Here is a 24,241-nt window from a genome sequence, read left to right on the forward strand (position 1 = left end):
TGCGCTCAGCCTAGCCAACCCTGTTCGCGGGCATGCTCCAGCCTGGTCTCCAGGTATGTCCACAGCGCCGGACAGCCTTGCCGCACCGGCGGGCCGATGCGTTTGACCACCTGTTCATGGCGGATGCCATTCTCACGCCAGCTCTGGCCATTGTTGGCCAGGTTCAACAGCACCGGCATCGCGCGGTCGGCGGCGTGGGCGAAACGCGCCTCGGCGCTCTGTCCATCCTCGAACTCGCGCCACAGCGCCAGAAAGCGCTGGCCTTGCGCCTCCGGCAGCAGGCCGAAAATGCGGGTGACGCAGGCCAGCTCCTGCGCCTTGCGCTCTTCCCAGCCGCCTTCGGCGTAGACTATGGTGTCGCCGGTCTCGATCTCGCCGATGTCGTGCACCAGCAGCATCGCCACCACCTTGTTGATATCCACCGGCTCGGCGGCGTAAGGCTGCAACGACGTCGCCAGCAAGGCGATCTGCCAACTGTGTTCGGCCGAATTTTCATAGCGGTCGCTATTCAAGACTCGGGTTTTGCGGGTAACCAGCTTCAGCCGGTCGATTTCCAATACGAAGTCAATAATTTCCTGCATGTCGTTCTCTTTTTTCAGATACAAAAAAGGCAGGCCGGAAAGGCCTGCCTGTGATGCTACCAGCACCGCTGTATCATCTGCGCCAGCTGCACCAGCTTGCCGTGGAAGAAGTGGCTGGTGCCCGGAAACACCAGCACCGGCAGGCCCTGCGGCCGCGCCCAGTCCATCACCGCGGACAAGGGAATCACCTCGTCTTCCTCGCCGTGGATCACCAGCGTGTCGGCGGGCACATCGGGAGTCGGGATCGGGTATTTGCCCACCGCCACACCCATCAACAGCAGCTTGTCGGCGTCTATGCGCGCGCGGGTGCGGGCGGCGACGAAGCCGCCGAAGGAGAAGCCGGCCAGCGCCAGCTTCAGGCCGGGATGCTGCGCCTGGGCATAAGCCGCCACCGCGATCACGTCGTCCACTTCGCCATTGCCGTAGTCGTGCTCGCCTTCGCTGCCGCCGACGCCGCGCAGATTGGGGCAGTAGCAGACATAACCCAGCTGCGACAGCGCCTTGGCGGTGGTTTGCACCACCTTGTTGGTGTGGGTGCCGCCCTGCAGCGGATTGGGGTGGCAGATCACCGCCACGCCCGCCGCCTCGCCCTGCGCCGCCACCACGATGGTGTCCAGCGCGCCGGCCGGGCCGGCGATGTCCACCTTGTTCATCGCCTTCAGCATCAGATCTTCAGCCTTTCCACCACCCGGCCATTCACCATGTGCTCGTCGATGATTTCGTCTATGTCCTGCTTGTCGACGAAGGTGTACCAGGTCTCCTCCGGGTAGACCACCAGCACCGGGCCCTCGTCGCAGCGATCCAGGCAACCGGCCTTGTTGACGCGGATCTTGCCCTTGCCGGACAGGCCCTTGGCCTTGATCTGCTCCTTCATGTACGCATGCAGCTCGCTGGCGCCCAGATTGTTGCAACAGCCTTCGCCGTTGGCGCGCTGGTTGCAGCAGACGAATACGTGCTTGTCGAAATAGCTCATCGGAATCTCTTGCTCTGAATGATGATCAGGAATCGTTGTCGGCCCAGCCGCTGACGCCTATGGTGGCGGCGTTGTCGAACTTGGCGTACTTGCCGACGAAGGCCAGCCGCACCGCGCCGGTGGGACCGTTACGGTGCTTGCCGATGATGGCCTCGGCCAGGCCCTTCACTTCCTGGTTGTCCGGGCTGTAGTACTCTTCGCGGTACATGAACACGATCAAGTCGGCATCCTGCTCGATGGCGCCGGATTCCCTCAGGTCGGACATCATCGGCCGCTTGTTGGGACGCTGCTCCACTGCCCGCGACAGCTGCGACAGCGCGATCACCGGCACCTGCAGCTCCTTGGCCAGCCCCTTCAGGCCACGCGATATCTCGCCCAGTTCGGCGGTACGGTTGTCGCCGCGGCCGGAGCCCGACATCAGCTGCAGGTAGTCGATCACGATCAGGCCCAGCTTGCCGCCGTGCTGGCGCGCCAGGCGCCGCGAGCGGGCCCGCACTTCCAGTGCGGTCAGCGCCGCGGTTTCGTCGATGTACATCGGTGCTTCGGACAGCTTGCCGATGGCATAGGTCAGCTTCTGCCAGTCGTCGTCGCCCAGCTTGCCGGTACGCAAGGTGTGCTGATCCAGCCGGCCCACCGAGCCCAACATACGCATCACCAGCTGCGCGCCGCCCATTTCCATCGAGAACACCGCCACCGGCAGGCGGGTTTCCACCGCCACGTGCTCGGCGATGTTCATCGAGAAGGCGGTCTTGCCCATCGACGGGCGGCCGGCGACGATGATCAGGTCGCCGGGTTGCAGGCCGGAGGTTTTGGCGTCAAGATCGATAAAGCCGGTAGGCACCCCGGTGACTTCGTCCGGGTTGTCGCGGCTGTACAGCATGTCGATGCGCTCCACCACTTCCTTCAAGAGACCCGGCATTTCCAGGAAGCCCTGCTTGGATTTGGCGGTGGATTCGGCGATCTGGAACACCTTGCCCTCGGCTTCGTCCAGCAGCTGGGAAGCGTCGCGGCCCATCGGCGCGTAGGCGGCCTCGGCGATCTCGGTGCCGACCTGGGCCAACTGGCGCATCACCGAGCGCTCGCGCACGATTTCGGCGTAGCGGCGGATGTTGGCGGCGGACGGCGTGTTCTGCGCCAGCGTGGCGAGGTAGGACAGGCCGCCGACGTTGCCCAGCTCGGCGTTCTTGTCCAGCGTTTCCGACACCGTCACCACGTCGGCCGGACGCGCCAGTTCCACGAGCTTGGCGATGTGCTTGTAGATCAGCCGGTGGTCGTGACGGTAGAAGTCGGATTCCGACACCACGTCGGCGATCTTGTCCCAGGCGCTGTTGTCCAGCAACAGGCCGCCCAGCACCGACTGCTCGGCTTCTATCGAATGCGGCGGCGTGCGGATGGCCGCCATTTCGCCATCAAAATTCTCGTACTGTTGTGTCATGTATACCTGGGATGCTTGGCGCCGGATGGCGCAAAAGGCAAAACGTAATTCTAACCCGAAACGTGCCCCGGCTCACGCGCTTTGGCCCGAGCCGGCATCTGTTAGCAGTTCAATCCCGCCACATAGCCGGACGACCACGCCCACTGGAAATTGTAGCCGCCCAACCAACCGGTGACGTCCACCACTTCGCCGATGAAGAACAGGCCGGGCACATCGCTCGCCATCATGGTTTTCGACGACAGGGCCTTGGTAGAGACGCCACCCAGCGTCACCTCGGCCTTTTTGTAGCCCTGGGTGCCGTTGGGCTTGACGCGCCAGTGGTGCAACTGCTCGGCCAGTTGGGCGCGCTGCTTGGGATTGAGGTCCTTCAGGCGCTTGTTGAAGCCCACCCGGTCCAGCCAGGCGTCGGCGAAGCGCTTGGGCCAGTGGAATTCGGCCAGCGCGTTGGAGATCAGCTGTTCGCTGGCGCCCTTTTTCTCCAGCCAGCTTTCGGCGTCCACATCCGGCAACAGATTGAGCGTCAACTCCATGCCCGGCTGCCAATAAGACGACACCTGAAGAATCACCGGGCCGGACACGCCCTTGTGGGTGAACAGCACGTTCTCGCGGAACTTGCCCTTGCCGGCGCGCGCCTCCACCTCCAGCGACACCCCCGCCAGCGGCGAGAAGGCATCGGCATCCTCGACGTGGAAGGTCAGCGGCACCAGCGCCGGAGTCAAATTGGTGACTGGCAAACCGAACTGTTCGGCAAGCTGGTAACCGAAAGGCGTGGCGCCGATCTGCGGAATGGACAAGCCGCCGGACGCCACCACCAGCGATTCAGACTTGACCTCGCCCATGGAGGTCTGCAGCGTAAAGCCGGCGTCGGCGCGCGACACCTGCTGGATGGCGGTTTCCATCCGCCGCTCTACGCCGGCCAGACGGCATTCTTCGTCCAGCATGGCGATGATCCGCTCGCTGCCGTCGTCGCAAAACAGCTGGCCCAGCTTTTTCTCGTGGTAGGCGATGCCGTGGCGCTCGACCATGGCGATGAAGTCCTGCGGCGTGTATTGCGCCAGCGCCGAACGGCAGAAATTGGGGTTGGCGGACAGGTAACAATCGAACCTGGCGTTGATGTTGGTGAAGTTGCACCGCCCGCCGCCGGAAATGCGGATTTTCTCCGCCAGCTTGGCGGCATGATCCAGCAACAATACGCTGCGGCCGCGCTGGCCGGCGGTGGCCGCGCACATCAAACCGGCCGCGCCGGCGCCAATGACAATCACATCAAATTGCAAATCTTTATCCTTACCATTTCAGTCAACTATTGGCCTGTCAACGCATATTCCAGTAAACTAGACGCTAAAGCATCCGCTTATGCGGCTTACTTTCTCAACAAGGAGAGCATGATGGAACACAAACTGCCTGAACTGCCGTACGCACTCGATGCCCTGGCGCCGCACATTTCCAAGGAAACCCTGGAATTCCACTACGGCAAGCATCACCAGACCTACATCACCAATCTGAACAACCTGATCAAGGGCACCGAGTTCGAGAACGCCTCCCTGGAAGAGATTGTCCGCAAATCCTCCGGCGGCATCTTCAACAACGCCGCCCAGGTCTGGAACCACACCTTCTACTGGTTCGGCCTGGCCCCGAACGCAGGCGGCGAGCCGACCGGCGCGCTGGCCGATGCCATCAAGGCCAAGTGGGGTTCGTTCGACGAGTTCAAAAAAGCCTTCACCCAGACCGCCGTCGGCACCTTCGGCTCCGGCTGGGCTTGGCTGGTGAAAAACAGCGACGGTTCGCTTGACCTGGTATCCACCAGCAACGCCGCCACCCCGCTGACCACCGACAAGAAGCCGCTGTTGACCTGTGACGTGTGGGAACACGCGTATTATATCGACTACCGCAACAGCCGCCCTAACTATATGGAAAGCTTCTGGAAGCTGGTCAACTGGGACTTCGCGTCCAAGAACTTCGCCGCCTGATTCCGAAGGCAGCATAAGCAAAGGGGCCATAGGCCCCTTTTTTTTCATGGACAGGCCGCCATGTTCAGCGTTCGGCCATCCATTGCAGAAAAGCTTCGGCCGATAGCGGCCGGCTATGGTAGTAGCCTTGCGCCACATCGCAACCCAATGCGAACAGCTGCTTCCAGTCCTCCTCGTTCTCCACTCCCTCCGCCACCGACAGCAAGTGCAAGCGCTGGCACATGGCGATGGCAGCAGTGAGAATGGCCAGCTTTTTGGGGCTGCTGGAGGCGTCGTGGACGAATTCGCGGTCTATTTTCAGTTCGGTGAACGGACTGCGCGACAGCTGTTTCATCGAAGAATAACCAGTGCCGTAGTCATCCATCGCCAGGCCGAAACCGTTGAGGCGCAAACGCGCCAAGGTACCCAGCGAGGCCGCCAGATTGGACATCAGAGAGGTTTCCGTCACCTCCACCACGATGCAGTGGCATGACAGCCCGCAGGACTGCACGATGGACGTCATTTCGTCCACCAGATTGGGGTCGTTGAGCAAGGGCACCGGCAGATTGATCGAGGCGTGCAGGTCCGGCTGCAACGCCAAGAAGCGGTTCAGTTCGGAGCAGATCTGCCGCAAAAACTGGTAGAAAAAGCGCAAGGCCAGTTCTCCCTGCTCCAGGTGGTGGACAAACATCGGCGGCTGCAGCACGCCGAACTGCGGATGCTCCCAGCGCACCAGCGCCTCCATGCCCCGCAGGCTGCCGTCGCCTATCGACACTTTGGGCTGAAAGTAAGGCACCAATTGCCCCAGGCCCAGTGCCAGCGCCACCTCTTCCCGGCTGAGGTTCAGATTGCTGATGACGGCGCCGGCCATATGCCAGTCCGGGTCGCAGTCGTCCAGCACCCGCCTTACATCGGCGAGGGTCAGCGGCTTGGGAAACACCGCCAGCAGCTCCAGCTCGGACGCGTCCACCACGCCCTGCACCGTGTCCAGCACATCGCGCGGCACGCCGCTCATTACCGCCACGAACCGCACCTTGCCCTTGAACGAAGCCGCGATGCTTTCCAGCAGCTTGACGCCGTCCATGCCCGGCATGTTCAGATCGGTCACCACCAGATCCACCAGGTCCAGCGCGTTCAATTGCGCGATGGCGTCCAGGCCGTTCTCCGCCTGATGCACCATGGAGAAGCCAAGCTCCTGCAGCAGCCCGACCGCCAGCATACGGTGGCTGGCGGAATCCTCCACCACCATTGCCGAGCGGCCCAACCATTTTTCCAGATACACCATGACTCAGCCTCGGATTCCAGCCAGCGTGTGAGTGATCCTCTCCAGCGACATGACCTCGTCTACGCCGCCGTGGCCGATCGCCTCGTTGGGCATGCCGAACACCACGCAGGACTCCTCATCCTGGGCCAGCGTGCGCGCGCCCGCGTCGTGCATTTCGCGCATGCCGCGCGCGCCGTCGTCGCCCATGCCGGTCATGATCACGCCTATCGCGTTGTTGCCGGCGTTGACCGCCACCGAACGGAACAATACGTCCACCGACGGCCGGTGGCGCGATACCAGCGGCCCGTCTTTGACTTCCGCCACGTATTGCGCGCCGCTGCGCTTGACCAGCAGGTGCTTGCCGCCAGGGGCGATCAGCGCCACCCCGGAAATCAGCCGGTCGCCGTTTTTCGCCTCCCGAACCTCCACCTTGCACAAGCGGTTCAGCCGTTCGGCGAAGGAGGCGGTGAATTTCTCAGGCATGTGCTGCACCACCGCCACGCCCGGACAGGTGGCCGGCAGCCGCGGCAGCAGGTACTCCAGCGCCTGGGTGCCGCCGGTGGAGGTGCCGATGGCGATGATCTTTTCCGTGGTGCGGTATTTCTCCAGCCCGGACGGCGCCTCCAGCACCACATCGGCGGTCAGTTTGGGCGCCGGCTGATGCTCGCCCCCCCTGGCGCTGGTGGCGATGCGCTTGAACGCTCCCATTCTGGCGCCGGCGGCGTCGCGCACCTCCTGGATCAGCTCCTTGGCCGCCTCCTGCAGAAAGGATTTGAGATTGACCGTGGGTTTGGTGATGATGGCCACCGCGCCGGCCGACATCGCGTCCAGCGTGATGCGCGCGCCCTTCTCCGTCAGCGACGAGCAGATGATGACCGGCGTAGGCCGCTCCTCCATGATCTTGCGCAGGAAGGTCAGGCCGTCCATTCGCGGCATCTCTATATCCAGGATGACCACATCCGGCCAGCGCAGCTTCATCCGGGTCATCGCGAAAATCGGGTCGGGCGCGGCGCCGATCACCTCGAGGTCAGGCGCGGTGGACAACATCTGGCTCAGGATTTCGCGCACCACTGCGGAGTCATCCACAATCAGGACGGAGATGCTCATTTCACCCCTCCTCTTATATGCGAGGCATCCAGCCGGTAACGCGACGGCTCTTCCTGCGTCAGCGGCAACACCAGCTTGTGCAGCGATTCGGAGTGGCCGATCAGCAGATGGCCGCCGCCCTTCATCCGGGTGCACAAGTTGGACAACACCTCAAGCTTGGTCGCTTCATTGAAGTAAATCAGAACATTACGCAAAAAGACAATGTCGAATTCGCCCTGATGGAATTTATTGCAATGCAAAAGGTTAAGATTGGAGAAATCCACCCTGCGCGCCAACTCCGGCATCACCCTGACCATGCCCTCGTACTCGTCGCGCCCGCGCAGGAAATACTTTTGCCAGAAATGCGGCGGCGTGCGGCGCGCCCGGTCCACCGAGTAAACCGCCCGCTTGGCGATGGCCAGCACCTTGGTGTTGATATCGGTGGCATATATCCGCCAATTGCCGTTCATGCCCAGCGTTTCCGCCAGCACCATGGCGATGGTGTAAGGCTCCTCGCCGGTAGAACAGGCCGCGGACCACACCCGCACCGTTCCCGGGCGGATGTCCCGCAGGTGCTGGACTTCCTGCTCCAGCCAGTGGAAATGCTGCGGCTCGCGGAAGAAATAGGTTTCATTGGTGGACAACAGGTTGATCGCCCGCTGGCGCTCGGCATGGGCGGTCGGCTTGCGCAGCATCTGCCAGTAGGCCGAATAGCTGTCCAATCCCAGATGACGGATGCGCTTGGACAGGCGCGACTGCACCAGCGAGCGCTTGCCCGCCGGCAGATCGATGCCCGCTTCGCGGAAGATGAACTGGCGGAAGATGGCGAACTCTTCATCGCTGAGCACCGGGTCATGATTCAGCACGCGCGCCCCCGATCCTAGGCCACCTCGGCGTCGTCATTGAAATGCTGCTGCGTGACCGATTCCGCCATCGCGCTCAACTCCGTCACCGACAGGGCCTGTTGCACATTGAGCAGGATGGCGAAACGCTCGTTGATGGTGGCGATGCCCTGGATGAAGTCGCCGCGGATGCTGACGCCAAAAGTCGGCGATGGATCGATATCGCCCTCCGGAATCTCCAGCACCTCGCACACCGCGTCCAGCAGGATGCCCACCTCGCTGTAGCCGTTGTCCAGACCCGGCAGCGACAGGATGGCCACGCAAGTGGACGGCTTCAGTTCGGTCAGGCCGCGACCGAAGCGGATCGACAGGTCTATCACCGGCACCACCGAACCGCGCAGATTGATGATGCCCCGCACGAAGCTGGGCATCATCGGCACATGGGTGATGCCGTCCAGCTCGATGATCTCGCGGATGAAGTTGATCTGGATGCCGAACAGATCCTCTCCCAGGATGAAAGTTACGCAATGGAACTTGCCGCCGCCATGCGCGGCGCCGCCCGGGTCTGCACGCTCGTTCATGATGGTTATCCTCAGTATTTGGAAAACTTGTCGTCGTCCACGCCCTCGTCGAAATCGTCGTCGTCCGGATGCATGACATGGGACGGCAGCGCGGCAGCCTTGCGGGCGCCGCCGGCACCATGGCCGCTCATGTGCAGCGACACCCCCTTGCGCGCATTGCGGCTGCTGCGCAGCTTGAACTGCTGCATCAGGTCCTGCAGCTGCATCGCCGCCGAGCTCAGCTCCTCCGAGGTGGAGCTCAACTCCTCGGCCGACGAGGCGGAAGACTGCATGCCGGTGCTGATCTGCGAGACAGCGGTGTTGATCTGGTCTATGCCGGTGCGCTGCTCGCGCGATGCCGCGGAAATTTCCTGCACCAGCGTCGCGGTCTGGTCGATTCCCGGCAGCATTTCCTGCAGCAGCACGCCGGCGCGCTCGGCCACGCTGACCGAGCGGCCGGCCAGATCGCCAATTTCCTTGGCCGCCACCTGCGAGCGCTCGGCCAGCTTGCGCACCTCCACCGCCACGGTGGCGAAGCCCTTGCCATGTTCGCCGGCGCGGGCGGCCTCGATGGCCGCGTTGATCGCCAACAGATCGGTCTTGTTGGCGATGTCGTTGATCACGGTGATGCGCGAGGCGATCTCCTTCATCGCATGCACCATGTCGCCCACCGCCTTGCCGCTTTGGGTGGCGCTGTCGGCCGACTTGGAGGCGATGCCCTCGGTGACGCGGGCGTTGTCGGCGTTCTGGGTGACCGTCGAGGCCATTTCCTCCACCGAAGCGCTGGTCTCCTCCACGCTGGAGGCCAGCTCGGAAGCGGTCTGCGCCAGCGAACTGGCGGTAGAGGACACTTCTTCCGACGCCGCGCCTATCGATTCGGACATCGAACTCACTTCGGCCAGCGTGTCCGACAGCCGGTGCGCCATGCCCTTGATCGAGTACAACAGGCTGCTGGTATCGCCGCCGCTCAGCTTGATCGGCACCGCCAGGTCGCCGTCGGCGACCCTGGCCACCACCTGCATCGCGTAGGACGGATCGCCGCCCAGCTGGCGCAGGATGCTGCGGATGATGGCCAGCGCCAGCAGCACCGTCACCACCAGCGCCACGATGCCTATCGTCACCATCAGATTGCGGGCGCTGGCGGCGCTGTCCAGCGCCTCCTTGCTCGATTGCTGCATCTGCGCCGCCTGCATCTTGCTCATTTCATCCAGCGCGCCGATGAAGGCATTGTTGGCTGGGGCAAACTCCTTGAGCAGGAAGATAGTGGCCTGCGCGTGGTCCTTGCTCATCAGCGCATACAGCTCGGTGTACTTGCCGCTCAGCACCTCGCGGGCGGCCACAATCTTGTCGAATACTTCCCGGCCCTTGGGGCTTTCTATCAATTTGTCCATCCGCGCCAGCTGCTCCTTGTTCTCCTCGCGCAGCTGCTCCACCTTCTGCCTGGCCTTCTCCACATCCGCCGGATTGGTTTCCAGCAGCATATTGCGCACCAGCCGGCCATTGTTGAGCGCGTTGGCCATCATGTCGTTGGACAGCGCCACCTTGACGTAGCGGTTCGCGACAATGTCATTGGTGTTGTCGCTCATCGAGCTCATGCTGCGTATCCCCACCAGCAGAATGGACGCCATCAGCAGCAGGATGATCCCATAGCCTATCGCCAGCTTGACGTGCACTTTCATATTGTGAAACCAGTTCATCTCTGTCTCCTGAAACCATTGAAACAATCGCAAGCTACTGTAGGAACTACGGTTTTTCGGCTACCAGCGCCTCGGTATGTTGGCGGATCTGGCGCCGTTCGCGCCGGCAGGCGTGGTGGATCAGCTGCGGGATGTCCAGCACCAGCGCCGGCTTGCCGTTGCCGAGGATGGTGGAGCCGCTGATGCCGCGCAGCGACTTGAATATCTCGCCGAGCGGCTTGATCACCGCCTGCACTTCGCCCATCAGCCGGTCCACCACGATGCCGGCGCGGTGCTCGCCGTAGTGGACGATGACGATGTATTCCGGCTGGCCGGACGGCGGCAGGCCGAACAGCTCGCGCAAGGAGACGAAAGGCAGCCAGTCGCCGCGCAGGTTCACCTGGCGCGCATGCTGGTTCATCGCGCCTTCCGGCATGTCCACGCATTCGATCATCATGTCCAGCGGCATCACCAGCGCCGATTCATTCACCTCGACGCGGAAACCGTCGATGATGGCCAACGTCAATGGCAGCCGCAGCCGAAAGGTCGAGCCTATGCCGGGCAGCGACTGGATTTCGATTTCGCCGCGCAGCGCCTCGATATTGCGCTTGACCACGTCCATGCCGACACCGCGGCCGGACAGATCGCTGACCGCGTCCGCGGTGGAAAAGCCGGGCAGGAAGATCAGCTGCAGCGTTTCCTGGTCGCTCAGCACGCGCCCATCGGTCACCAGGCCGCGCTCCATTGCCTTGGCCAGCACTTTCTCGCGGTTGATGCCGCCACCGTCGTCCTTCACCTCCACTACCACCGAGCCGGCGTCGTGATAGGCGTTGAGTGTGATGGTGCCCTCCTCCGGCTTGCCGACAGCCCGGCGCTTGTCGGCGGATTCCAGTCCGTGGTCCACCGCGTTGCGCACGATGTGCATCAGCGGGTCGGTGAGCTTCTCAACCATGGACTTGTCGATTTCGGTGTCGCCGCCCTTGATCTCCAGGTGGATGGCCTTGTCCAGCTGTTTGGATACCTCGCGCACCATGCGCGGAAAGCGGCTGAAGATTTCATCCACCGGCACCATGCGCAGCGTCAGCGCGTCGTCGCGTATGCTCTCCACCAGCGTGTTGATCACCGCCACCGACTCCAGCAGCTCGGCGTCGCCGCGCGCCTGCGCGATCAACTTGGTGCCGGACGAGGCGATCACCAGCTCTCCCACCCGGTTGATCAGCCGGTCCAGCTTGCTGGCCTCGATGCGGATGTACTGGCCATCGCCGCGGCCGGCTTTGGCCGGCACGCCGCCTGCCGCCGACGCTTGCGGCGTCACCGGCGCGGCGGCCGCTTCCAGATCGGCCTCATCCGCAGCGGCGTCGACATCGCCATTTTCAATCCGCGCGGCTTCATCCAGCGTCAGCGCTCCACGACGCAGCCAGCGCGCCAACTGCTCCTCCAGCGGCTCGCCCAGCCGCGCCGCCAGAGCGGCGAAGTCCGCCAGCGGCGCATGCGGCGGCAGGATGCCTATCAGGCTGTCCTCGGCGATGAATTCGAAGGTTCCCTCGATGCGTTCCAGGCTTTCGTCGGACTCCAGGCTGAGGTCCAGCCCCATGAAGCATTCGGTGAGGTCCAATAGCGGCAACGGCGGCCAATTGCGCCAGACCGCCTCCACCTGCCGCAGCGTGCCCAGACCCGCCAGATAACGCAGGAAAGACAGCGGATCGAAACCATGACGGAAAGTATCGGGATGGAAGCGTAAAGACAGCTGCCAATGCGGCGTCTGCGCCGCTATCCGCGCGCTACCAGCCTCTCTCACGGCCGTTGGAGCGGCAAGCGGCTGCGGCGCTACAATCGCGTCGGATTGGTACTGGCGCAGGCTGTGCAGCAGCGGCTCGCCTTCGGGAAGGTCTTCCAGCGCCATGTCATCGCTGGCGCCGGCGCTGTCCAACAGGCGGCGCAGATGGTCGTTGCAGGACAGCAGCAGGCTGATCAGATCCTCGCTGAGCGCGACCTGGCCGGAGCGCAGCCGCTCCAGCACGTTCTCCACCACGTGGGCAAAGCGCACCAGCGCGTCCAGACCGAAAATGCCGGCCGAGCCCTTGATGGTGTGCGCGGTGCGGAACAACAGGTTGTAGGTTTCCACATTGGGCGGGAACGACACCGGGTCCAACAGCGCCGTCTCCAGCGCGTCGCACAGCTCGCGCGACTCCTCGAAGAAAACCGCCTTGGCCTTGCTAAGATCCATGATGCTCCTCTCCCGCCGCCTCTTGCGCAGGGGTCAAGCCCAACCATCGGCCTACCTCGTCCACCAGAGGATTGCTGGCCCGAATGGCGAAGCTGCGCTCCATCCGCTGCGCCTCGGCCAGCAGAATGCACAATAATTGGGCGCCGCAGCCATCCAACTCGGTCACCGCGGACAGGTCGAGCTCCACCCTGGCGTGGTTGAGCAAGCCGAACAGCTCGTCCTGCAGCGCCTCGGCGGTGAAAATGGTGAGTTCGTCGTCCAGAACCGCCCGGGTCACCTCGCCATCCTGTATCAACTGCATTGGCATTGCCGCCTCCCGTTCACGGCTGGATCAGCTTGGACACCGCATCCAGCAGCTTGAGCGGATCGAAAGGCTTGACGATCCAGGCCTTGGCCCCCGCCTCCTTGCCCTGCATCTTCTTGTCGTCGCTGCCCTCCGTGGTCAGCATGATCACCGGCAGAAAGCGGGTGGCGGCACCCTCCTTCAATCGCTTGAGCAGCGTGATGCCGTCCATGCCGGGCATGTTGACGTCGGAGATGATCAAATTGACCCGCGCGCCATTGAGTTTGGACAAGGCGTCGTTGCCGTCGCAGGCTTCTATCACCTCGTAGCCCGCGCCCTTCAGCGCGATGCTGACGGTGGCGCGGATGCTGGCCGCGTCGTCGACAATCAGAATGGATTTGCCCATTGACACCTCCGGATGGAGGGCAGCCGCGCCGCCCTGTCGGGATCAGAAAAAGTCTACGTCGCCCTGCGACGTCTGCACCTTGGCGCCGGAGCCCTGATGCAACGCCGCCTGCTCAAGTGTGGTATAGGTGGATTCCAGCCGCTTCATCCATTCGCCGCTGCTGATGGCCGGCGGCTCGCTGCCGTTTTTCCTGGCTTCGCGCACCTGTTGCAGATACTCCAGCATGCGCTGCAGATCGCTGGCCACATGCTGCAGAATCTGGCTGACCCGGTCCTGGTATTGCATGGCAATCAAGGATGCGTGCAGTTCGCGTTCCACCTGGGAGCCGTCGGTCTGCATTTGCTGGTTGATCTCGGCCAGCCGGCCGGCGACCGAACTGAAGTCCTGCACCGAAGCGTCCAACAGGTCGAGCGCGCCGTTGCCCTTGTCGGCGTCCTGCGCGCCCAGGCTGGTGGTGGACTGCCGGGTCTGCTCCAGCGCGGCATTGATGGTTTCCACTTTTTCCGACATCTGATTGCCGGTTTGCGCCGATTGCTGCGACAACTTGCGCACCTCGTCGGCCACCACCGCGAAGCCGCGGCCATGCTCCCCGACGCGCGCGGCTTCGATGCTGGCGTTCAGCGCAAGCAGATTGGTCTGATTGGAGATTTTGCCCACCTCCTCCGCCATCGCGCGCAACTCGCTGGAGAAAGTGGTGAGTTTCGAGACTTCGTCTATCAGCAATTGGCGGTGGCTGACGATTTCCGACAGCACGTGGGACACTTCCTGGCTGCGCAGCCCGGCGTCCCGCACCATATTGGACAGGCTGTCGGAACCGATGTCATTGGCGGCCGAGCGCGAGGCCTCGATGGTGGAGTGCAGGCCATTGGCTATGGCGGTCAGCGTGGAGGCCAATTCATTGCTGCCGGTCGTGGATTGGGCGAGAACCAGCTGCAGATTGTCCATCCAGCGCTCAATCACCGCCTCCAGCAAGGCCAGGCTTGCCTCCGCGGCATCCGGGGGCGGCTCCTGGCTGATATGCCCGGCATCCGCAACGGCGGCCGGCTTGATGGCGAACAGCAACGCCAAGCCGCCCGCGCTGATTATCAGCCAGCCCAGCCACGCAGACAGAAAAGCCAGGATCAACGCCGCCAACAGGCAGAGACTGATGTAGGCGATCAGAAACCGATTCCGGTTTTCCATGCCGACCGTACCCCCGACAATGATGTTCATCATGCCCAACGGTCGACAGCTTTGCCGCCAGTACCCAGGCATGCCTGCGCCGCCAGTCGCCAACTCCGGTTGGCTGTGGTTTCACTTGTCAGCCCCGCCGCTCATCAGGACCGGGATTGCTTGCTACATGGATTTACTTAAGTCTGTGCCGACCGTGGAGTCAAGCCTGGGTATCGACGCTGCAGGATCGGAACGGGAAAACGGCGCTCGCCGCGGCAGTTTTCTAGTTTACGGGGGAATGCATGCGCAAGATGGCACCGCCTGCGGCAAAGCGTCAGGGGTGGGCGCCATTCAGGATGCGCTGATAGCTGCCGTCTTTTTTCATCGCCGCCAGCTCGGCGTCGAAGCGCGCCCGCAAATCGCCCAGATTGCGTTTGCGGGAAAAGGCGATGTAGCTTGGGATCTGCTCCAGCGCGGGAAGCAGCTCCCTCACCTGAGACTCGACGTGGTGCCGTTTGAGAATGTCCCGCGCGCCCATTTGATTGCTGACCAGGATGTCGAAGCGATGCGCCAGCAGTTTGTCCACATTCTGCTCGCCGCTGGCGGCCACTTCGGCAATCGCTATCTGTCCGTTCTTGACCGCGTTGTCGAAGACGGCGCCGTAGCTTACCGTCCGCACCACGCCGAAGCGGTAGGCAGCCAGCTCCTGCAGCCGACCGCTGAACCGGATGGGAGAATCCTTGCGCACGAATAGCGAAACCGCCTGCTGCGCCAGCACCTCGTGGGAATAATCAAGCAGCGCCTCCCGCTCAGGCGTGCGGTACAAGGTGAAGATCGCGTCGGCATGGCCCTCCGCCACCATGGCGATGGAGCGGCCCCAGGGGTAGACGCTGATGTTCACCGGCAGCTTCAGCCGGCGGAAGACCTCCTGCACGATCTCGACCACAAAGCCCTTGACCGTGGCATTGTCCTGGTACTGGTAAGGAGGGTATTGCAGCGTCACCAGCTCCAACGGCTGGGCCGGAGCGGCCCTGGCCGGCATGCAGCACAGCAAAAGCAGCAGGCGCGCCAGCGCGATTCTCGACAAGTCCGCCCTCTCCCGGAAAAGACAACGACCGAAGCCCGTTCCCTGCCGGGAGAGCGCTTCGGCCGCATCGATCGCCCAAATGGCGGGACTCCCCCACCGGAGGTATAGCCCAAGCGGCCATGCTCCGGCGGGACGAGGAGGTCAGATCAGGTTCTGCTCCGCCACGTTCAGGTTGAGATCTATCATCTGCTCGCTGCCAGCCTGATCCTGCTGCTTCAGGTCCAGCCGCGCGCATTCGATGGCATCCAGATAAGCCGCCGAGATGTCGCCGGTAATGTACTTGCCGTCGAAGCAAGAGCTCTCGAAATCATGCAGCTCGCGGTTGGCGCTACGCACGGCGTCCTTCAGGGCTTCCAGGTCCTGGTAGATCACCGCGTCCGCGCCGATCTCGCGGGCGATCTCCTCCTCGTCGCGGCCGGTGGCCAGCAGCTCGGCGCGGGTCGGCATGTCGATGCCGTAGACGTTGGGGAAACGCACCGCCGGCGCCGCCGAGGCGAAATACACCTTTTTCGCGCCGGAATCGCGCGCCATCTGCACGATTTCCTTGGAGGTGGTGCCGCGCACGATGGAATCGTCCACCAGCAGCACATTGCGTCCGGTGAACTCCAGCGGCACTGGATTGAGCTTCTGCCGCACCGACTTCTTGCGCACCGCCTGGCCCGGCATGATGAAGGTGCGGCCGATGTAGCGGTTCTTGATGAAGCCTTCGCGGTAAGGCAGGCCCAGCGCGTTGGCGAGCTGCAGCGCGCTCTGGCGGCTGGAGTCGGGAATCGGGATCACCACGTCGATGTCCAGCGCGGGCAGATCGCGGCGGATCTTCTCCGCCAGGCGCTCGCCCATGTTCAGGCGGGACTGGTACACCGATACGCCGTCTATCACCGAATCCGGACGGGCGAAGTACACGTACTCGAACAGGCACGGCGCGTGACGGGTGTCCTTGGCGCACGGGCGGGCGTGGAATTCGCCGTCGAAACTGATGAACACGCCCTCGCCCGGCTGCACGTCGCGCAGCAGCGAAAAGCCGGAACAGTCCAGCGCCACCGATTCGGACGCCAGCATGTATTCGGTCTTGTCCTGGCTGTCGTTGACGCCTATCACCAGCGGACGGATGCCGTTGGTGTCGCGGAACGCCACCAGGCCGTAGCCGGCGATCATCGCCACCACCGCATAGGCGCCACGCACGCGGCGGTGCACCGCCTCGATGGCGCCGAACACCGCGTCCACGCTCAACTCGTGGCCTTTTACCCGCTGCGCCAGTTCGTGCGCGAACACGTTCAGCAGCACTTCCGAGTCGGAGTTGGTATTGATGTGGCGCAGGTCGTGGCGGAACATGTCCGCCTTCAGTTCATCGGTATTGGTCAGGTTGCCGTTGTGCGCCAGCACGATGCCGAAGGGGGAGTTGACGTAGAACGGCTGCGCCTCGGCCAGGCAGGAAGCCGAGCCCGCGGTCGGGTAGCGCACATGGGCGATGCCGGCCGTGCCCATCAGCGAGCGCATGTTGCGGGTGCGGAACACGTCGCGCACCATGCCGCTGCCCTTGTGCATGTGAAAGGTCTTGCCATTGGCGGTAACGATGCCGGCCGCGTCCTGCCCGCGATGCTGCAGTACCTGCAGGCCATCGTACAGCAGCTGATTGACCGGAGACTGACCGACCACGCCTAGAATTCCACACATCTTTAAGCTCTCTTCCCAACTACCTGAAAACAGACAAGACAAAGAAAAAGGCGGAATCTTGAAGTGAAGATATCAAGAGATTCCGCCTTGTTCACCTAACTATCCGGCGCCTGGCCGGTGGTGTAGTGGAGGTTGTTCGCCAATATCGGCGGCAACCATGGCCTTAATGACAAGGCCAGCGATTCGAATGGCACCGAGAGCACGGCGTTCCTCCACATTGGTTTTTGCGGCAGACTGCTCAAGCCGCCTATCAGCACCAGCACCGTCACCAGCACCACGCCGCGCGCCAGGCCGAACACCCCGCCCAACAGACGGTTGATCAAACCCAGCCCCACGCTGTCCAGCAGGCCGGTCAGGGTCACGCGCAACAGCGCGCTGGCCAGCCACACCAGAAAGAATACCAGCACGAAGCTAGCCACCAGCCGCACGCCCTCGCCGGGCAGGCTTGCCGGCAGAAAACCCGTCACCAGCGGCGAAAACTGCTTGGCGCACCAGAAGGCGATCAGCCAGGAGCCCAGCGACAGCACCTCGGCGATCAAGCCACGCATCAGCGCCACCAGCACCGATCCGGCGATGACGGCAATTGCGATATAGTCGAACACGGTCATGGCGGCTACTTGTTGATGATAATGCCGTTGATGCCGGACTTGGCCAGTTTCTGCAGCGCAGACTGCGCCTCGGCCTGGCTGGCGAATGGACCCACCCGCACCCGGGTGACCTCGCCCTTGCTGGTATCCACCTTGGAGAAGTGCGCGGTCACGCCTATGCCGGCCAGCTTGGCGCGCAGCGCGTCCACCTTGGCCGGGTCGGACAGCGCGGCCAGCTGGATGATGGACTTGCCGTGCGGATCGGTTTTGGCCGCATGCGGCTCGGGGTCGAATCGGCCTTCCAGAATCGCCGCGGGATCTGCCTTGCGCGGCTTGGCCTCGGGCTTCGGTTCCGCCTTGGGCTTGGCTTCCGGCTTCGGCTCCGGTCTGCTTTCCTTGGGTTTGCTAGCCGCGGCCTGAGCGACGGGAGGCTTCACCGTCTCCTTTTCCGCCGGCGTCGGCGCCGTGATGGAGGACAAGTTGGCCGGCAGCTCGGTGGCGGATGCCGCCGCCGTCATCTCGGCCGCGGCTTGCGAAGCGGCGCGCTTGACGCCCTGTGGCGCCGAGGCGGCAGCCGGCGCGGACGCCGCGCCCATGATTTCTATGGATTCCGGCTTCATCGGCTGTTCGGGCAGATGGCCCACCACATTCCACAATACGACGGTGGCGATGGAAACCAGCACCAGCGCGCCGACCAGGCGGCGGCGGGCGCGTTTTCTCAACAATATCAATTCATCGTGGCTGGACAGTGCCATGCATTCCTCAAACCGGGTGACGCCGGGCTTCCATCACCTCTGCTACGGTGTGGAAAGATCCGAAAACGACGATTCTATCATTGTCGCCGGCTTGCGATAAGGCGGCAGACCATGCGTTTGCCACCGTATCGTATGCCTTGACCTGGTCGACCCCCGCCTGGCGCAGCGCAGCGGCTATGGTTTCGCCGCTCTGGCCGCGCGGCATGTCCAGCCCCGCCACCAGCCAGTGGTCGAATTCGCCGCGCGCCAGCTCCACCACGCCGGCCATATCCTTGTCCGCCAGCATGGAGAACACCGCATAGCGGTTTTCCGCGTAGGGCAGCTGCTTGAGCGCCGCCGCCATCGCCTTCACCGCGTGCGGATTATGGCCGACGTCCAGCACCACCGCCGGGCGGCCGGGCAACACCTGGAAGCGGCCTGGCCACTCCACCTCCACCAGGCCTTGCTTGATCGCGCCGATTCCCACCGGCAGCGTCTCCTTCAATGCGTCCAGCGCAGCCAGAGCCGCGCAGGCGTTGACCATCTGATAGCCGCCGCGCAGCGCCGGTATCGGCAGCGCATGGCGCTGATGGTCGCCGATATGGAACGACCACTGGTTGTCCATGCGGGTGAAGCCGAAGTCGCGCTGGTACAGTTTGAGGTCGGCACCGATGGCGGCGGCATGCTCCAGCAGCCTTTGCGGCGGATTGGGGTCGGCGCAGATCGCTGGCTTGCCGGCGCGGTAGATGCCGGCCTTCTCGAAGCCGATGTCTTCGCGGTTGTCACCCAGTATCGCCTGGTGGTCCAGATCCACGCTGACCACCACCGACACCGCCGGTTCGAAGATATTGACCGCGTCCAGCCGCCCGCCCAGGCCCACCTCGAGGATGATGACGTCGACTTTTTCGGCGACGAAGCTGTGCACCGCCGCCAGCGTGCCGAATTCGAAGTACGTGAGCGTGGTGTCGCCGCGGGCGGCGTCTATCGCCTCGAAGCTGGCGATGATGCGTTCGTCGCTGGCCGGCTGCAGGTCGATGGCGATGCGCTCGTTGTAATGCAGGATGTGCGGCGAGGTGTAGGTCCCCACCTTGAAACCGGCGGCGCGGAAGATGCTGGACAGCATCGCGCAGGTGGAGCCCTTGCCGTTGGTGCCCGCCACCATGATCACCGGGCAGCGCGGCGCCAGCTGCATCGCCTGGCGCACCTTTTCCACCCGGGCGAGGCCCATGTCGATGGCGCTCAGATGCAGGCCTTCCTGCCAGCGCAGCCAATCGTCCAGTGTCTTTGTTGTGGTCATGGAGTGGTTTCCGTAGTGTCAGATGGCTGCGGCGGATGGAACCACAGCAGGTATACCCTAAGCAGGCGGCGCGCTTCGGCGTCGGCCGAATCCGGCCACAGCATCAGGCTCTGGCGGCGGCCGTCAGCCTGCAGGTTAAGCACGGTCAAGAGCGGCGTGACGAAGCAGTCGTCCAGCACCCGCGCCTCCCGCCGGCCGCCGTCGCCGCAAAGATGGAGGCGGCCTTGAGGATCGATCTCCAGCCGACGCCAGGCATCCGTCCGCCACCAGCCTCCGGCGCGCAAGGCCCGCCAGGCGAAGAACGCCGCCGCCGGCAAGCTCATCGCATAAGCTGGCGGCAGATAGCACAGCAACAGCAGCGCATACGCCAGCCAACTTGCCAACACCAAGGCCAGCCACAGCCGCGACGGCCGCAAATCCACCGCGAACGATTGCAGCAGGGGCCGGTTGCGCATCGCGAAAATTACAGATCGTTGGCCGGGCTGTTGGTGATGTCGTCGTCGACGCTGTCCATCACCGTGGAGTGGATTTCAACGTCGAACCACTCCCAAAACGCCTTCAGCGACAAATCCTTGGGCCACTTGGCTTCGTCCTCGTCCCAGGAGGCGAGTTCCATCTTGAACAGCTGTTCGCTGATTTCATCGATGTGGGCGACGCCCTCTTCCGGCTCGACAAACTCCGGCAGCAGGATCGCGGTGCAGTCGCTGCGCAGGCTGTCCAGCGTCAGATCGATCATATCGGTGTCAGGCAACTGGTTCAGCCAGTCCAGGAACGGTTGTTTGGGTTTGATGACGGCAACGGCGCGATCGACGAAGTACATGGTGCGGCCTTTCTGGCAAGACGATTTGGCGCGCATTGTATCAGTCCGCCCGCGGCTAGGCGACCCGTTTGCCTTCAGGGTTGCCGCTGCCCGCCCGTGTTACACTAGGCGCCGTTTTTCCTTCTCGCTAGACACATAAACATGGCCCTCATTACCGTCGAGAAAGCCTGCCTGGCTTTCGGACACCACGCGCTGCTGGACAATGTCGACTTCTCGCTGGAGCCCGGCGAAGTCATCGGCCTGATCGGCCGCAACGGCGCGGGCAAATCATCGCTGCTCAAGGGCATCGCCGGCGCGGTGCAGCTGGACGACGGCCGCATCAACATCAAGGGCGACGTCAAGGTGGCCTACGTGCCTCAGGAGCCGGAATTCAACCTCGAGCATACCGTGTTCGAAGCGGTGGCCGAGGGCCTGGGCGAACTGAAAGCGCTGCTTACCGACTACCACCACATCACCCACCAGCTAACGCTGGCCGACACCGACCACGAACAGGCGCTGTCGCGGCTGGAAAGCATCCAGCAGCAGCTGGAGGCGCGCGACGGCTGGCAGTTCGACGCGCTGATCAGCTCGGTGCTGAGCCATCTCGACCTCAACCCGGACGCCCGCATCGGCGAATTGTCCGGCGGCTGGAAGAAGCGGGTGGCGCTGGCGCGCGCGCTGGCGTCCAAGCCCGATGTGCTGCTGCTCGACGAGCCCACCAACCACCTGGACGTCGCCGCCATCGAATGGCTGGAAGGCCTGATCAAGAATTTCGCCGGCAGCGTGCTGTTGATCACCCACGACCGGCGCTTCCTGGACAACGTCGCCAGCCGCATCGTCGAACTGGACCGCGGCCTGCTGCGCAGCTATCCGGGCAGCTTCAGCGCCTACCAGACACGCAAGGCCGAAGAGCTGGCGATCGAGGAAGAGCAGAACCGCATCTTCGACAAGCACCACGCTCAGGAAGAAGTGTGGATACGCAAGGGCATCGAAGCGCGCCGCACCCGCAACGAGGGTCGCGTGCGCCGGCTGGAGGCGATCCGCCGCGAACGCTCGTCGCGCCGCGAACGCGTCGGCCAAGTGAATTTCCAGCTGGACGCCGGCGAGCGCTCCGGCAAGCTGGTGGCGGAGCTGGAACACGTCGGCAAGGGCTTCGAAGGCCGCACCCTGATCCGCGACTTCACCAGCCGCATCCTGCGCGGCGACAAGATAGGCCTGATCGGCCCCAACGGCGCCGGCAAAACCACGCTGCTGAAGCTGATCCTGGGAGAATTGCCGCCCGACAGCGGCGCGGTGAAACAGGGCACCAAGCTGGAAATCGCCTACTTCGACCAGTTCCGCGAACAGCTGGACGAGGAAATGAGCGTGGCCGACGTCATCAGCCAGGGCAACGACTTCGTCGAGATCGGCGGCGTGAAGAAGCACGTGATGAGCTATCTGGAGGACTTCCTGTTCTCGCCGCAACGCGCGCGCAGCCCGGTCAAGTCGCTGTCCGGCGGCGAACGCAACCGCCTGTTGCTAGCGCGCCTGTTCACCCGCCCCGCCAACGTGCTGGTGCTGGACGAGCCCACCAACGACCTGGACATCGACACGCTGGAACTTCTGGAAGACGTGATCGGTCAGTATTCGGGCACCGTGTTCCTGGTCAGCCACGACCGCGCCTTCCTCGACAATGTGGTCACCCAGGTGATCGCCTTCGAAGGCGACGGCAGGCTGGAGGAATACCCGGGCGGCTATCAAGACTGGCTGGATACCCGCCAGCGGATGGCGGCGATGGGCGCGGCGGAGAAGCCGAAGGAAACCGCGCCGGCCAATGCCCCAGCACGGCAGGATAAGCCGAAGGCGGCGCGCAACAAGCTGTCCTACAATGAGGGGCGCGAGCTGGCCGCCTTGCCGGACCAGATCAGCGCGCTGGAGGCGGAGCAGGCCGAACTCAACCAGCGCCTGCTCGACCCCAATTGCTATCGAGACACCCCGCGCGAGGCGGTAGCCTGGCAGCAGCGCATAGAAGAGATTGACGAAACGCTGCTGGAAAAACTGGCTCGCTGGGAAGAACTGGAGTCCAAGCAACAATGAGCAAACCATCGCTGACGGATGGCGGCCAGAGCCGCCGCCTCTTGCTGCGCGGGGCCGCACTGGCGGGTCTGGCTGCCCTCCTGGCCGCCTGCGGCACCACGCCGACCAGGACCAGCCAGCAAAAACCCGCCCGGCCAGGCCATCCGTCCGGCGATACCTCCTTGTCGGGCATCAGCGCCGACGGCAACGGCCGCGAAATCCTGCTTTACACCATCGGCCTGCTGGACGGCGGCTACCAGTTCGGCGGCAACAACCCGGAAGCCGGCCTAGACTGCAGCGGCATGGTCAGCTACATCTACCAGAACGCGGTGGGCATCAAGCTGCCGCACAACGCCGCCAGGATAGCCAGCCTGGCCCGGCCCATTCCGGACAGCCAGATGCAGGTGGGCGATCTGGTGTTTTTCAACACCATGAACCGTCCGTTCTCGCACATGGGCATCTTCATCGGCGACGGCAAGTTCGTCCACGCGCCGCGCAGCAACAGCACCATCCGCGTGGCGCGGCTGGACAACGTCTACTTCGCCCCGCGCTACCAAGGCGCGCGCACCCTGCTGCGCGGCTGACAGCCATGTCGTGGCGGGCGATCATGCCCGCCGTCATGCTTTCACCCCGCCCGCGGTGAATATCCATCCGCACTATGCTAATCTGCCCTATCCCGTATTTCCGTAGCCAGTCATCCGCTCATGAAACTCAAATTCAGCAAAATGCACGGCCTGGGCAACGACTTCATGGTGATTGACGGCGTGCGCCAGCAAGTCGCCCTGTCGCCGGAGCGCATCCGCCAATTGGGCGACCGCCAGCTGGGCATAGGCTTCGACCAACTGCTGTTGGTGGAACCGCCCCGCGAAGCCGGCCACGATTTCCGCTACCGCATCTTCAACAACGACGGCGGCGAGGTCGAGCAATGCGGCAACGGCGCGCGCTGCTTCGCCAAGTTCGTCCACGACCAGCAGCTTTCAGACAAGTCCGACATCCTGGTGGAAACCGCCAAGGGCGTGATCGCGCCGCGATATCTTGGCGACGGACAGGCGCGGGTGGACATGGGCGTGCCGCGCTTCGCTTCCGCCGACATCCCTTTCCTGGCCGATGGCGACGCCCTGTCCCACCCGCTGCGGCTGGCGGACCGGGTTTGCGCCATCAGCGTGGTATCGATGGGCAACCCCCACGCGGTGCAGCTGGTTGACGACGTGGACAGCGCCCCGGTGGGCGAAATCGGCCCGCAGATTGAAAACCACCCCGCCTTCCCGCAACGCGTCAACGCCGGTTTCATGCAGGTGCTCGGCCGCGGCGAAATCCGCCTGCGGGTCTTCGAGCGCGGCGCCGGCGAAACGCTGGCCTGCGGCACCGGCGCCTGCGCCGCGGTGGTCAGCGGCATCCGGCTGGGCCTGCTGGACGCCAGGGTAAAAGTGCGCACCCGCGGCGGCGAACTGACGGTGGAATGGGCAGGCGACGGTCGGCCGGTGATCATGACCGGCCCCGCCGTCACGGTTTTTCAGGGCGAGATAGAACTTTAACGCCGGCAGCGACACCAATCTCATTGCCGCATCATTTCGAAA

The 24,241-nt window shown here is 63.6% G+C and carries 25 protein-coding genes; 4 read left to right on the plus strand and 21 right to left on the minus strand.

All coding sequences use genetic code 11. The annotated features are described in order from the left end of the window. Positions 1-5: 5 nt before the first annotated feature. The 5 genes from BI347_RS19190 to BI347_RS19210 all read right to left on the minus strand — a co-directional run bounded on the left by BI347_RS19190 (position 6) and on the right by BI347_RS19210 (position 4,263). Positions 6-581, minus strand: a complete 576-nt coding sequence (locus tag BI347_RS19190) for an HD domain-containing protein (protein WP_071114180.1) — start codon at positions 579-581, stop codon at positions 6-8. 56 nt (positions 582-637) lie between these two features. Continuing rightward, a complete protein-coding gene (locus BI347_RS19195; protein ID WP_071116795.1) occupies positions 638-1,246 on the minus strand; it encodes an alpha/beta hydrolase in 609 nt (202 codons plus the stop codon). Next, positions 1,246-1,554 (minus strand): (2Fe-2S) ferredoxin domain-containing protein, encoded by a 309-nt coding sequence (locus tag BI347_RS19200; RefSeq protein WP_071114177.1) that lies wholly within the window; start codon positions 1,552-1,554, stop codon positions 1,246-1,248. The genes BI347_RS19195 and BI347_RS19200 overlap by 1 nt, the downstream gene beginning before the upstream one ends. A 25-nt stretch (positions 1,555-1,579) precedes the next feature. Next, complete coding sequence (gene dnaB, locus BI347_RS19205) at positions 1,580-2,989, minus strand: replicative DNA helicase (protein ID WP_071114176.1); 1,410 nt, start codon at positions 2,987-2,989, stop codon at positions 1,580-1,582. Positions 2,990-3,090: 101 nt separating this feature from the next. After that, positions 3,091-4,263, minus strand: coding sequence for a BaiN/RdsA family NAD(P)/FAD-dependent oxidoreductase (locus BI347_RS19210; RefSeq protein WP_083339060.1), 1,173 nt, complete (start codon positions 4,261-4,263; stop codon positions 3,091-3,093). A 111-nt stretch (positions 4,264-4,374) separates the two neighbouring features. Between BI347_RS19210 and sodB the strand changes: the two genes are divergently transcribed. Then, on the plus strand, positions 4,375-4,956 hold the full coding sequence (sodB, locus tag BI347_RS19215) for a superoxide dismutase [Fe] (protein ID WP_071114175.1): 582 nt from the start codon (positions 4,375-4,377) through the stop codon (positions 4,954-4,956). Positions 4,957-5,020: 64 nt separating this feature from the next. On the opposite strand, the gene BI347_RS19220 is transcribed toward sodB, so the two are convergent. The 16 genes from BI347_RS19220 to BI347_RS19295 form a co-directional block, all read right to left on the minus strand. Next, the gene (locus BI347_RS19220) at positions 5,021-6,220 is read right to left on the minus strand and encodes an EAL domain-containing response regulator (protein ID WP_083339061.1); all 1,200 of its coding nucleotides are present in this window, start codon (positions 6,218-6,220) and stop codon (positions 5,021-5,023) included. A gap of 3 nt (positions 6,221-6,223) precedes the next feature. Next, positions 6,224-7,306, minus strand: a complete 1,083-nt coding sequence (locus BI347_RS19225; protein ID WP_071114174.1) for a protein-glutamate methylesterase/protein-glutamine glutaminase — start codon at positions 7,304-7,306, stop codon at positions 6,224-6,226. Further along, complete coding sequence (locus BI347_RS19230) at positions 7,303-8,151, minus strand: CheR family methyltransferase (protein WP_071116796.1); 849 nt, start codon at positions 8,149-8,151, stop codon at positions 7,303-7,305. The genes BI347_RS19225 and BI347_RS19230 overlap by 4 nt, the downstream gene beginning before the upstream one ends. 14 nt (positions 8,152-8,165) lie before the next feature. Then, a complete protein-coding gene (locus tag BI347_RS19235; RefSeq protein WP_071116797.1) occupies positions 8,166-8,708 on the minus strand; it encodes a chemotaxis protein CheW in 543 nt (180 codons plus the stop codon). Between the two features lie 11 nt (positions 8,709-8,719). Beyond that, complete coding sequence (locus tag BI347_RS19240) at positions 8,720-10,384, minus strand: methyl-accepting chemotaxis protein (RefSeq protein WP_071116798.1); 1,665 nt, start codon at positions 10,382-10,384, stop codon at positions 8,720-8,722. 46 nt (positions 10,385-10,430) lie between these two features. Then, complete coding sequence (locus tag BI347_RS19245) at positions 10,431-12,590, minus strand: chemotaxis protein CheA (protein WP_071116799.1); 2,160 nt, start codon at positions 12,588-12,590, stop codon at positions 10,431-10,433. Then, positions 12,580-12,897, minus strand: coding sequence for an STAS domain-containing protein (locus BI347_RS19250; protein ID WP_083339062.1), 318 nt, complete (start codon positions 12,895-12,897; stop codon positions 12,580-12,582). Before BI347_RS19250 ends, BI347_RS19245 begins: the two co-directional genes overlap by 11 nt. A 13-nt stretch (positions 12,898-12,910) precedes the next feature. Beyond that, positions 12,911-13,279 carry a response regulator gene (locus BI347_RS19255; RefSeq protein WP_071116801.1) on the minus strand — a complete coding sequence of 123 codons (369 nt, stop codon included), beginning with the start codon at positions 13,277-13,279 and terminating at the stop codon, positions 12,911-12,913. Positions 13,280-13,321: 42 nt separating this feature from the next. Next, entirely contained in the window at positions 13,322-14,494 is a 1,173-nt protein-coding gene (locus BI347_RS19260; protein ID WP_158020826.1) for a methyl-accepting chemotaxis protein, read from the minus strand. Positions 14,495-14,765: 271 nt separating this feature from the next. After that, positions 14,766-15,518 (minus strand): substrate-binding periplasmic protein, encoded by a 753-nt coding sequence (locus tag BI347_RS19265; protein ID WP_239690962.1) that lies wholly within the window; start codon positions 15,516-15,518, stop codon positions 14,766-14,768. Between the two features lie 141 nt (positions 15,519-15,659). Continuing rightward, positions 15,660-17,192, minus strand: a complete 1,533-nt coding sequence (gene purF / locus BI347_RS19270; RefSeq protein ID WP_071113578.1) for an amidophosphoribosyltransferase — start codon at positions 17,190-17,192, stop codon at positions 15,660-15,662. 95 nt (positions 17,193-17,287) lie between these two features. Next, positions 17,288-17,800, minus strand: coding sequence for a CvpA family protein (locus tag BI347_RS19275; protein WP_071113579.1), 513 nt, complete (start codon positions 17,798-17,800; stop codon positions 17,288-17,290). Positions 17,801-17,805: 5 nt separating this feature from the next. Continuing rightward, positions 17,806-18,534: an SPOR domain-containing protein gene (locus BI347_RS19280; RefSeq protein ID WP_071113580.1), complete on the minus strand. Its 729-nt coding sequence runs from the start codon at positions 18,532-18,534 to the stop codon at positions 17,806-17,808. 7 nt (positions 18,535-18,541) lie between these two features. Further along, positions 18,542-19,810, minus strand: coding sequence for a bifunctional tetrahydrofolate synthase/dihydrofolate synthase (gene folC, locus BI347_RS19285; RefSeq protein WP_071116803.1), 1,269 nt, complete (start codon positions 19,808-19,810; stop codon positions 18,542-18,544). Continuing rightward, positions 19,807-20,265: a protein YgfX gene (locus tag BI347_RS19290; RefSeq protein ID WP_071116804.1), complete on the minus strand. Its 459-nt coding sequence runs from the start codon at positions 20,263-20,265 to the stop codon at positions 19,807-19,809. The genes folC and BI347_RS19290 overlap by 4 nt, the downstream gene beginning before the upstream one ends. Before the next feature lie 8 nt (positions 20,266-20,273). Then, positions 20,274-20,630 (minus strand): hypothetical protein, encoded by a 357-nt coding sequence (locus BI347_RS19295; protein ID WP_071113598.1) that lies wholly within the window; start codon positions 20,628-20,630, stop codon positions 20,274-20,276. Between the two features lie 141 nt (positions 20,631-20,771). Between BI347_RS19295 and BI347_RS19300 the strand changes: the two genes are divergently transcribed. The 3 genes from BI347_RS19300 to dapF all read left to right on the plus strand — a co-directional run bounded on the left by BI347_RS19300 (position 20,772) and on the right by dapF (position 24,199). Then, complete coding sequence (locus tag BI347_RS19300) at positions 20,772-22,685, plus strand: ATP-binding cassette domain-containing protein (RefSeq protein WP_071116805.1); 1,914 nt, start codon at positions 20,772-20,774, stop codon at positions 22,683-22,685. Next, a complete protein-coding gene (locus tag BI347_RS19305; protein ID WP_071113584.1) occupies positions 22,682-23,248 on the plus strand; it encodes a C40 family peptidase in 567 nt (188 codons plus the stop codon). The genes BI347_RS19300 and BI347_RS19305 overlap by 4 nt, the downstream gene beginning before the upstream one ends. A 120-nt stretch (positions 23,249-23,368) precedes the next feature. Then, positions 23,369-24,199, plus strand: coding sequence for a diaminopimelate epimerase (dapF, locus tag BI347_RS19310; protein WP_071113585.1), 831 nt, complete (start codon positions 23,369-23,371; stop codon positions 24,197-24,199). The last annotated feature ends 42 nt before the right edge of the window (positions 24,200-24,241 follow it).

It is taken from the genome of Chromobacterium sphagni (assembly GCF_001855575.1).
Taxonomy (GTDB): Bacteria; Pseudomonadota; Gammaproteobacteria; order Burkholderiales; family Chromobacteriaceae; genus Chromobacterium; species Chromobacterium sphagni.

What these genes read in the sequence shown, in the direction of transcription:
- BI347_RS19190 (WP_071114180.1), bottom strand. Translation starts at nt 581, where the DNA reads ATGCAGGAAATTATTGACTTCGTATTGGAAATCGACCGGCTGAAGCTG.
- BI347_RS19195 (WP_071116795.1), bottom strand. Translation starts at nt 1,246, where the DNA reads ATGCTGAAGGCGATGAACAAGGTGGACATCGCCGGCCCGGCCGGCGCG.
- BI347_RS19200 (WP_071114177.1), bottom strand. Translation starts at nt 1,554, where the DNA reads ATGAGCTATTTCGACAAGCACGTATTCGTCTGCTGCAACCAGCGCGCC.
- dnaB (WP_071114176.1), bottom strand. Translation starts at nt 2,989, where the DNA reads ATGACACAACAGTACGAGAATTTTGATGGCGAAATGGCGGCCATCCGC.
- sodB (WP_071114175.1), top strand. Translation starts at nt 4,375, where the DNA reads ATGGAACACAAACTGCCTGAACTGCCGTACGCACTCGATGCCCTGGCG.
- BI347_RS19220 (WP_083339061.1), bottom strand. Translation starts at nt 6,220, where the DNA reads ATGGTGTATCTGGAAAAATGGTTGGGCCGCTCGGCAATGGTGGTGGAG.
- BI347_RS19225 (WP_071114174.1), bottom strand. Translation starts at nt 7,306, where the DNA reads ATGAGCATCTCCGTCCTGATTGTGGATGACTCCGCAGTGGTGCGCGAA.
- BI347_RS19235 (WP_071116797.1), bottom strand. Translation starts at nt 8,708, where the DNA reads ATGAACGAGCGTGCAGACCCGGGCGGCGCCGCGCATGGCGGCGGCAAG.
- BI347_RS19240 (WP_071116798.1), bottom strand. Translation starts at nt 10,384, where the DNA reads ATGAACTGGTTTCACAATATGAAAGTGCACGTCAAGCTGGCGATAGGC.
- BI347_RS19245 (WP_071116799.1), bottom strand. Translation starts at nt 12,590, where the DNA reads ATGGATCTTAGCAAGGCCAAGGCGGTTTTCTTCGAGGAGTCGCGCGAG.
- BI347_RS19250 (WP_083339062.1), bottom strand. Translation starts at nt 12,897, where the DNA reads ATGCCAATGCAGTTGATACAGGATGGCGAGGTGACCCGGGCGGTTCTG.
- BI347_RS19255 (WP_071116801.1), bottom strand. Translation starts at nt 13,279, where the DNA reads ATGGGCAAATCCATTCTGATTGTCGACGACGCGGCCAGCATCCGCGCC.
- BI347_RS19260 (WP_158020826.1), bottom strand. Translation starts at nt 14,494, where the DNA reads ATGATGAACATCATTGTCGGGGGTACGGTCGGCATGGAAAACCGGAAT.
- purF (WP_071113578.1), bottom strand. Translation starts at nt 17,192, where the DNA reads ATGTGTGGAATTCTAGGCGTGGTCGGTCAGTCTCCGGTCAATCAGCTG.
- BI347_RS19275 (WP_071113579.1), bottom strand. Translation starts at nt 17,800, where the DNA reads ATGACCGTGTTCGACTATATCGCAATTGCCGTCATCGCCGGATCGGTG.
- BI347_RS19280 (WP_071113580.1), bottom strand. Translation starts at nt 18,534, where the DNA reads ATGGCACTGTCCAGCCACGATGAATTGATATTGTTGAGAAAACGCGCC.
- folC (WP_071116803.1), bottom strand. Translation starts at nt 19,810, where the DNA reads ATGACCACAACAAAGACACTGGACGATTGGCTGCGCTGGCAGGAAGGC.
- BI347_RS19290 (WP_071116804.1), bottom strand. Translation starts at nt 20,265, where the DNA reads ATGCGCAACCGGCCCCTGCTGCAATCGTTCGCGGTGGATTTGCGGCCG.
- BI347_RS19295 (WP_071113598.1), bottom strand. Translation starts at nt 20,630, where the DNA reads ATGTACTTCGTCGATCGCGCCGTTGCCGTCATCAAACCCAAACAACCG.
- BI347_RS19300 (WP_071116805.1), top strand. Translation starts at nt 20,772, where the DNA reads ATGGCCCTCATTACCGTCGAGAAAGCCTGCCTGGCTTTCGGACACCAC.
- BI347_RS19305 (WP_071113584.1), top strand. Translation starts at nt 22,682, where the DNA reads ATGAGCAAACCATCGCTGACGGATGGCGGCCAGAGCCGCCGCCTCTTG.
- dapF (WP_071113585.1), top strand. Translation starts at nt 23,369, where the DNA reads ATGAAACTCAAATTCAGCAAAATGCACGGCCTGGGCAACGACTTCATG.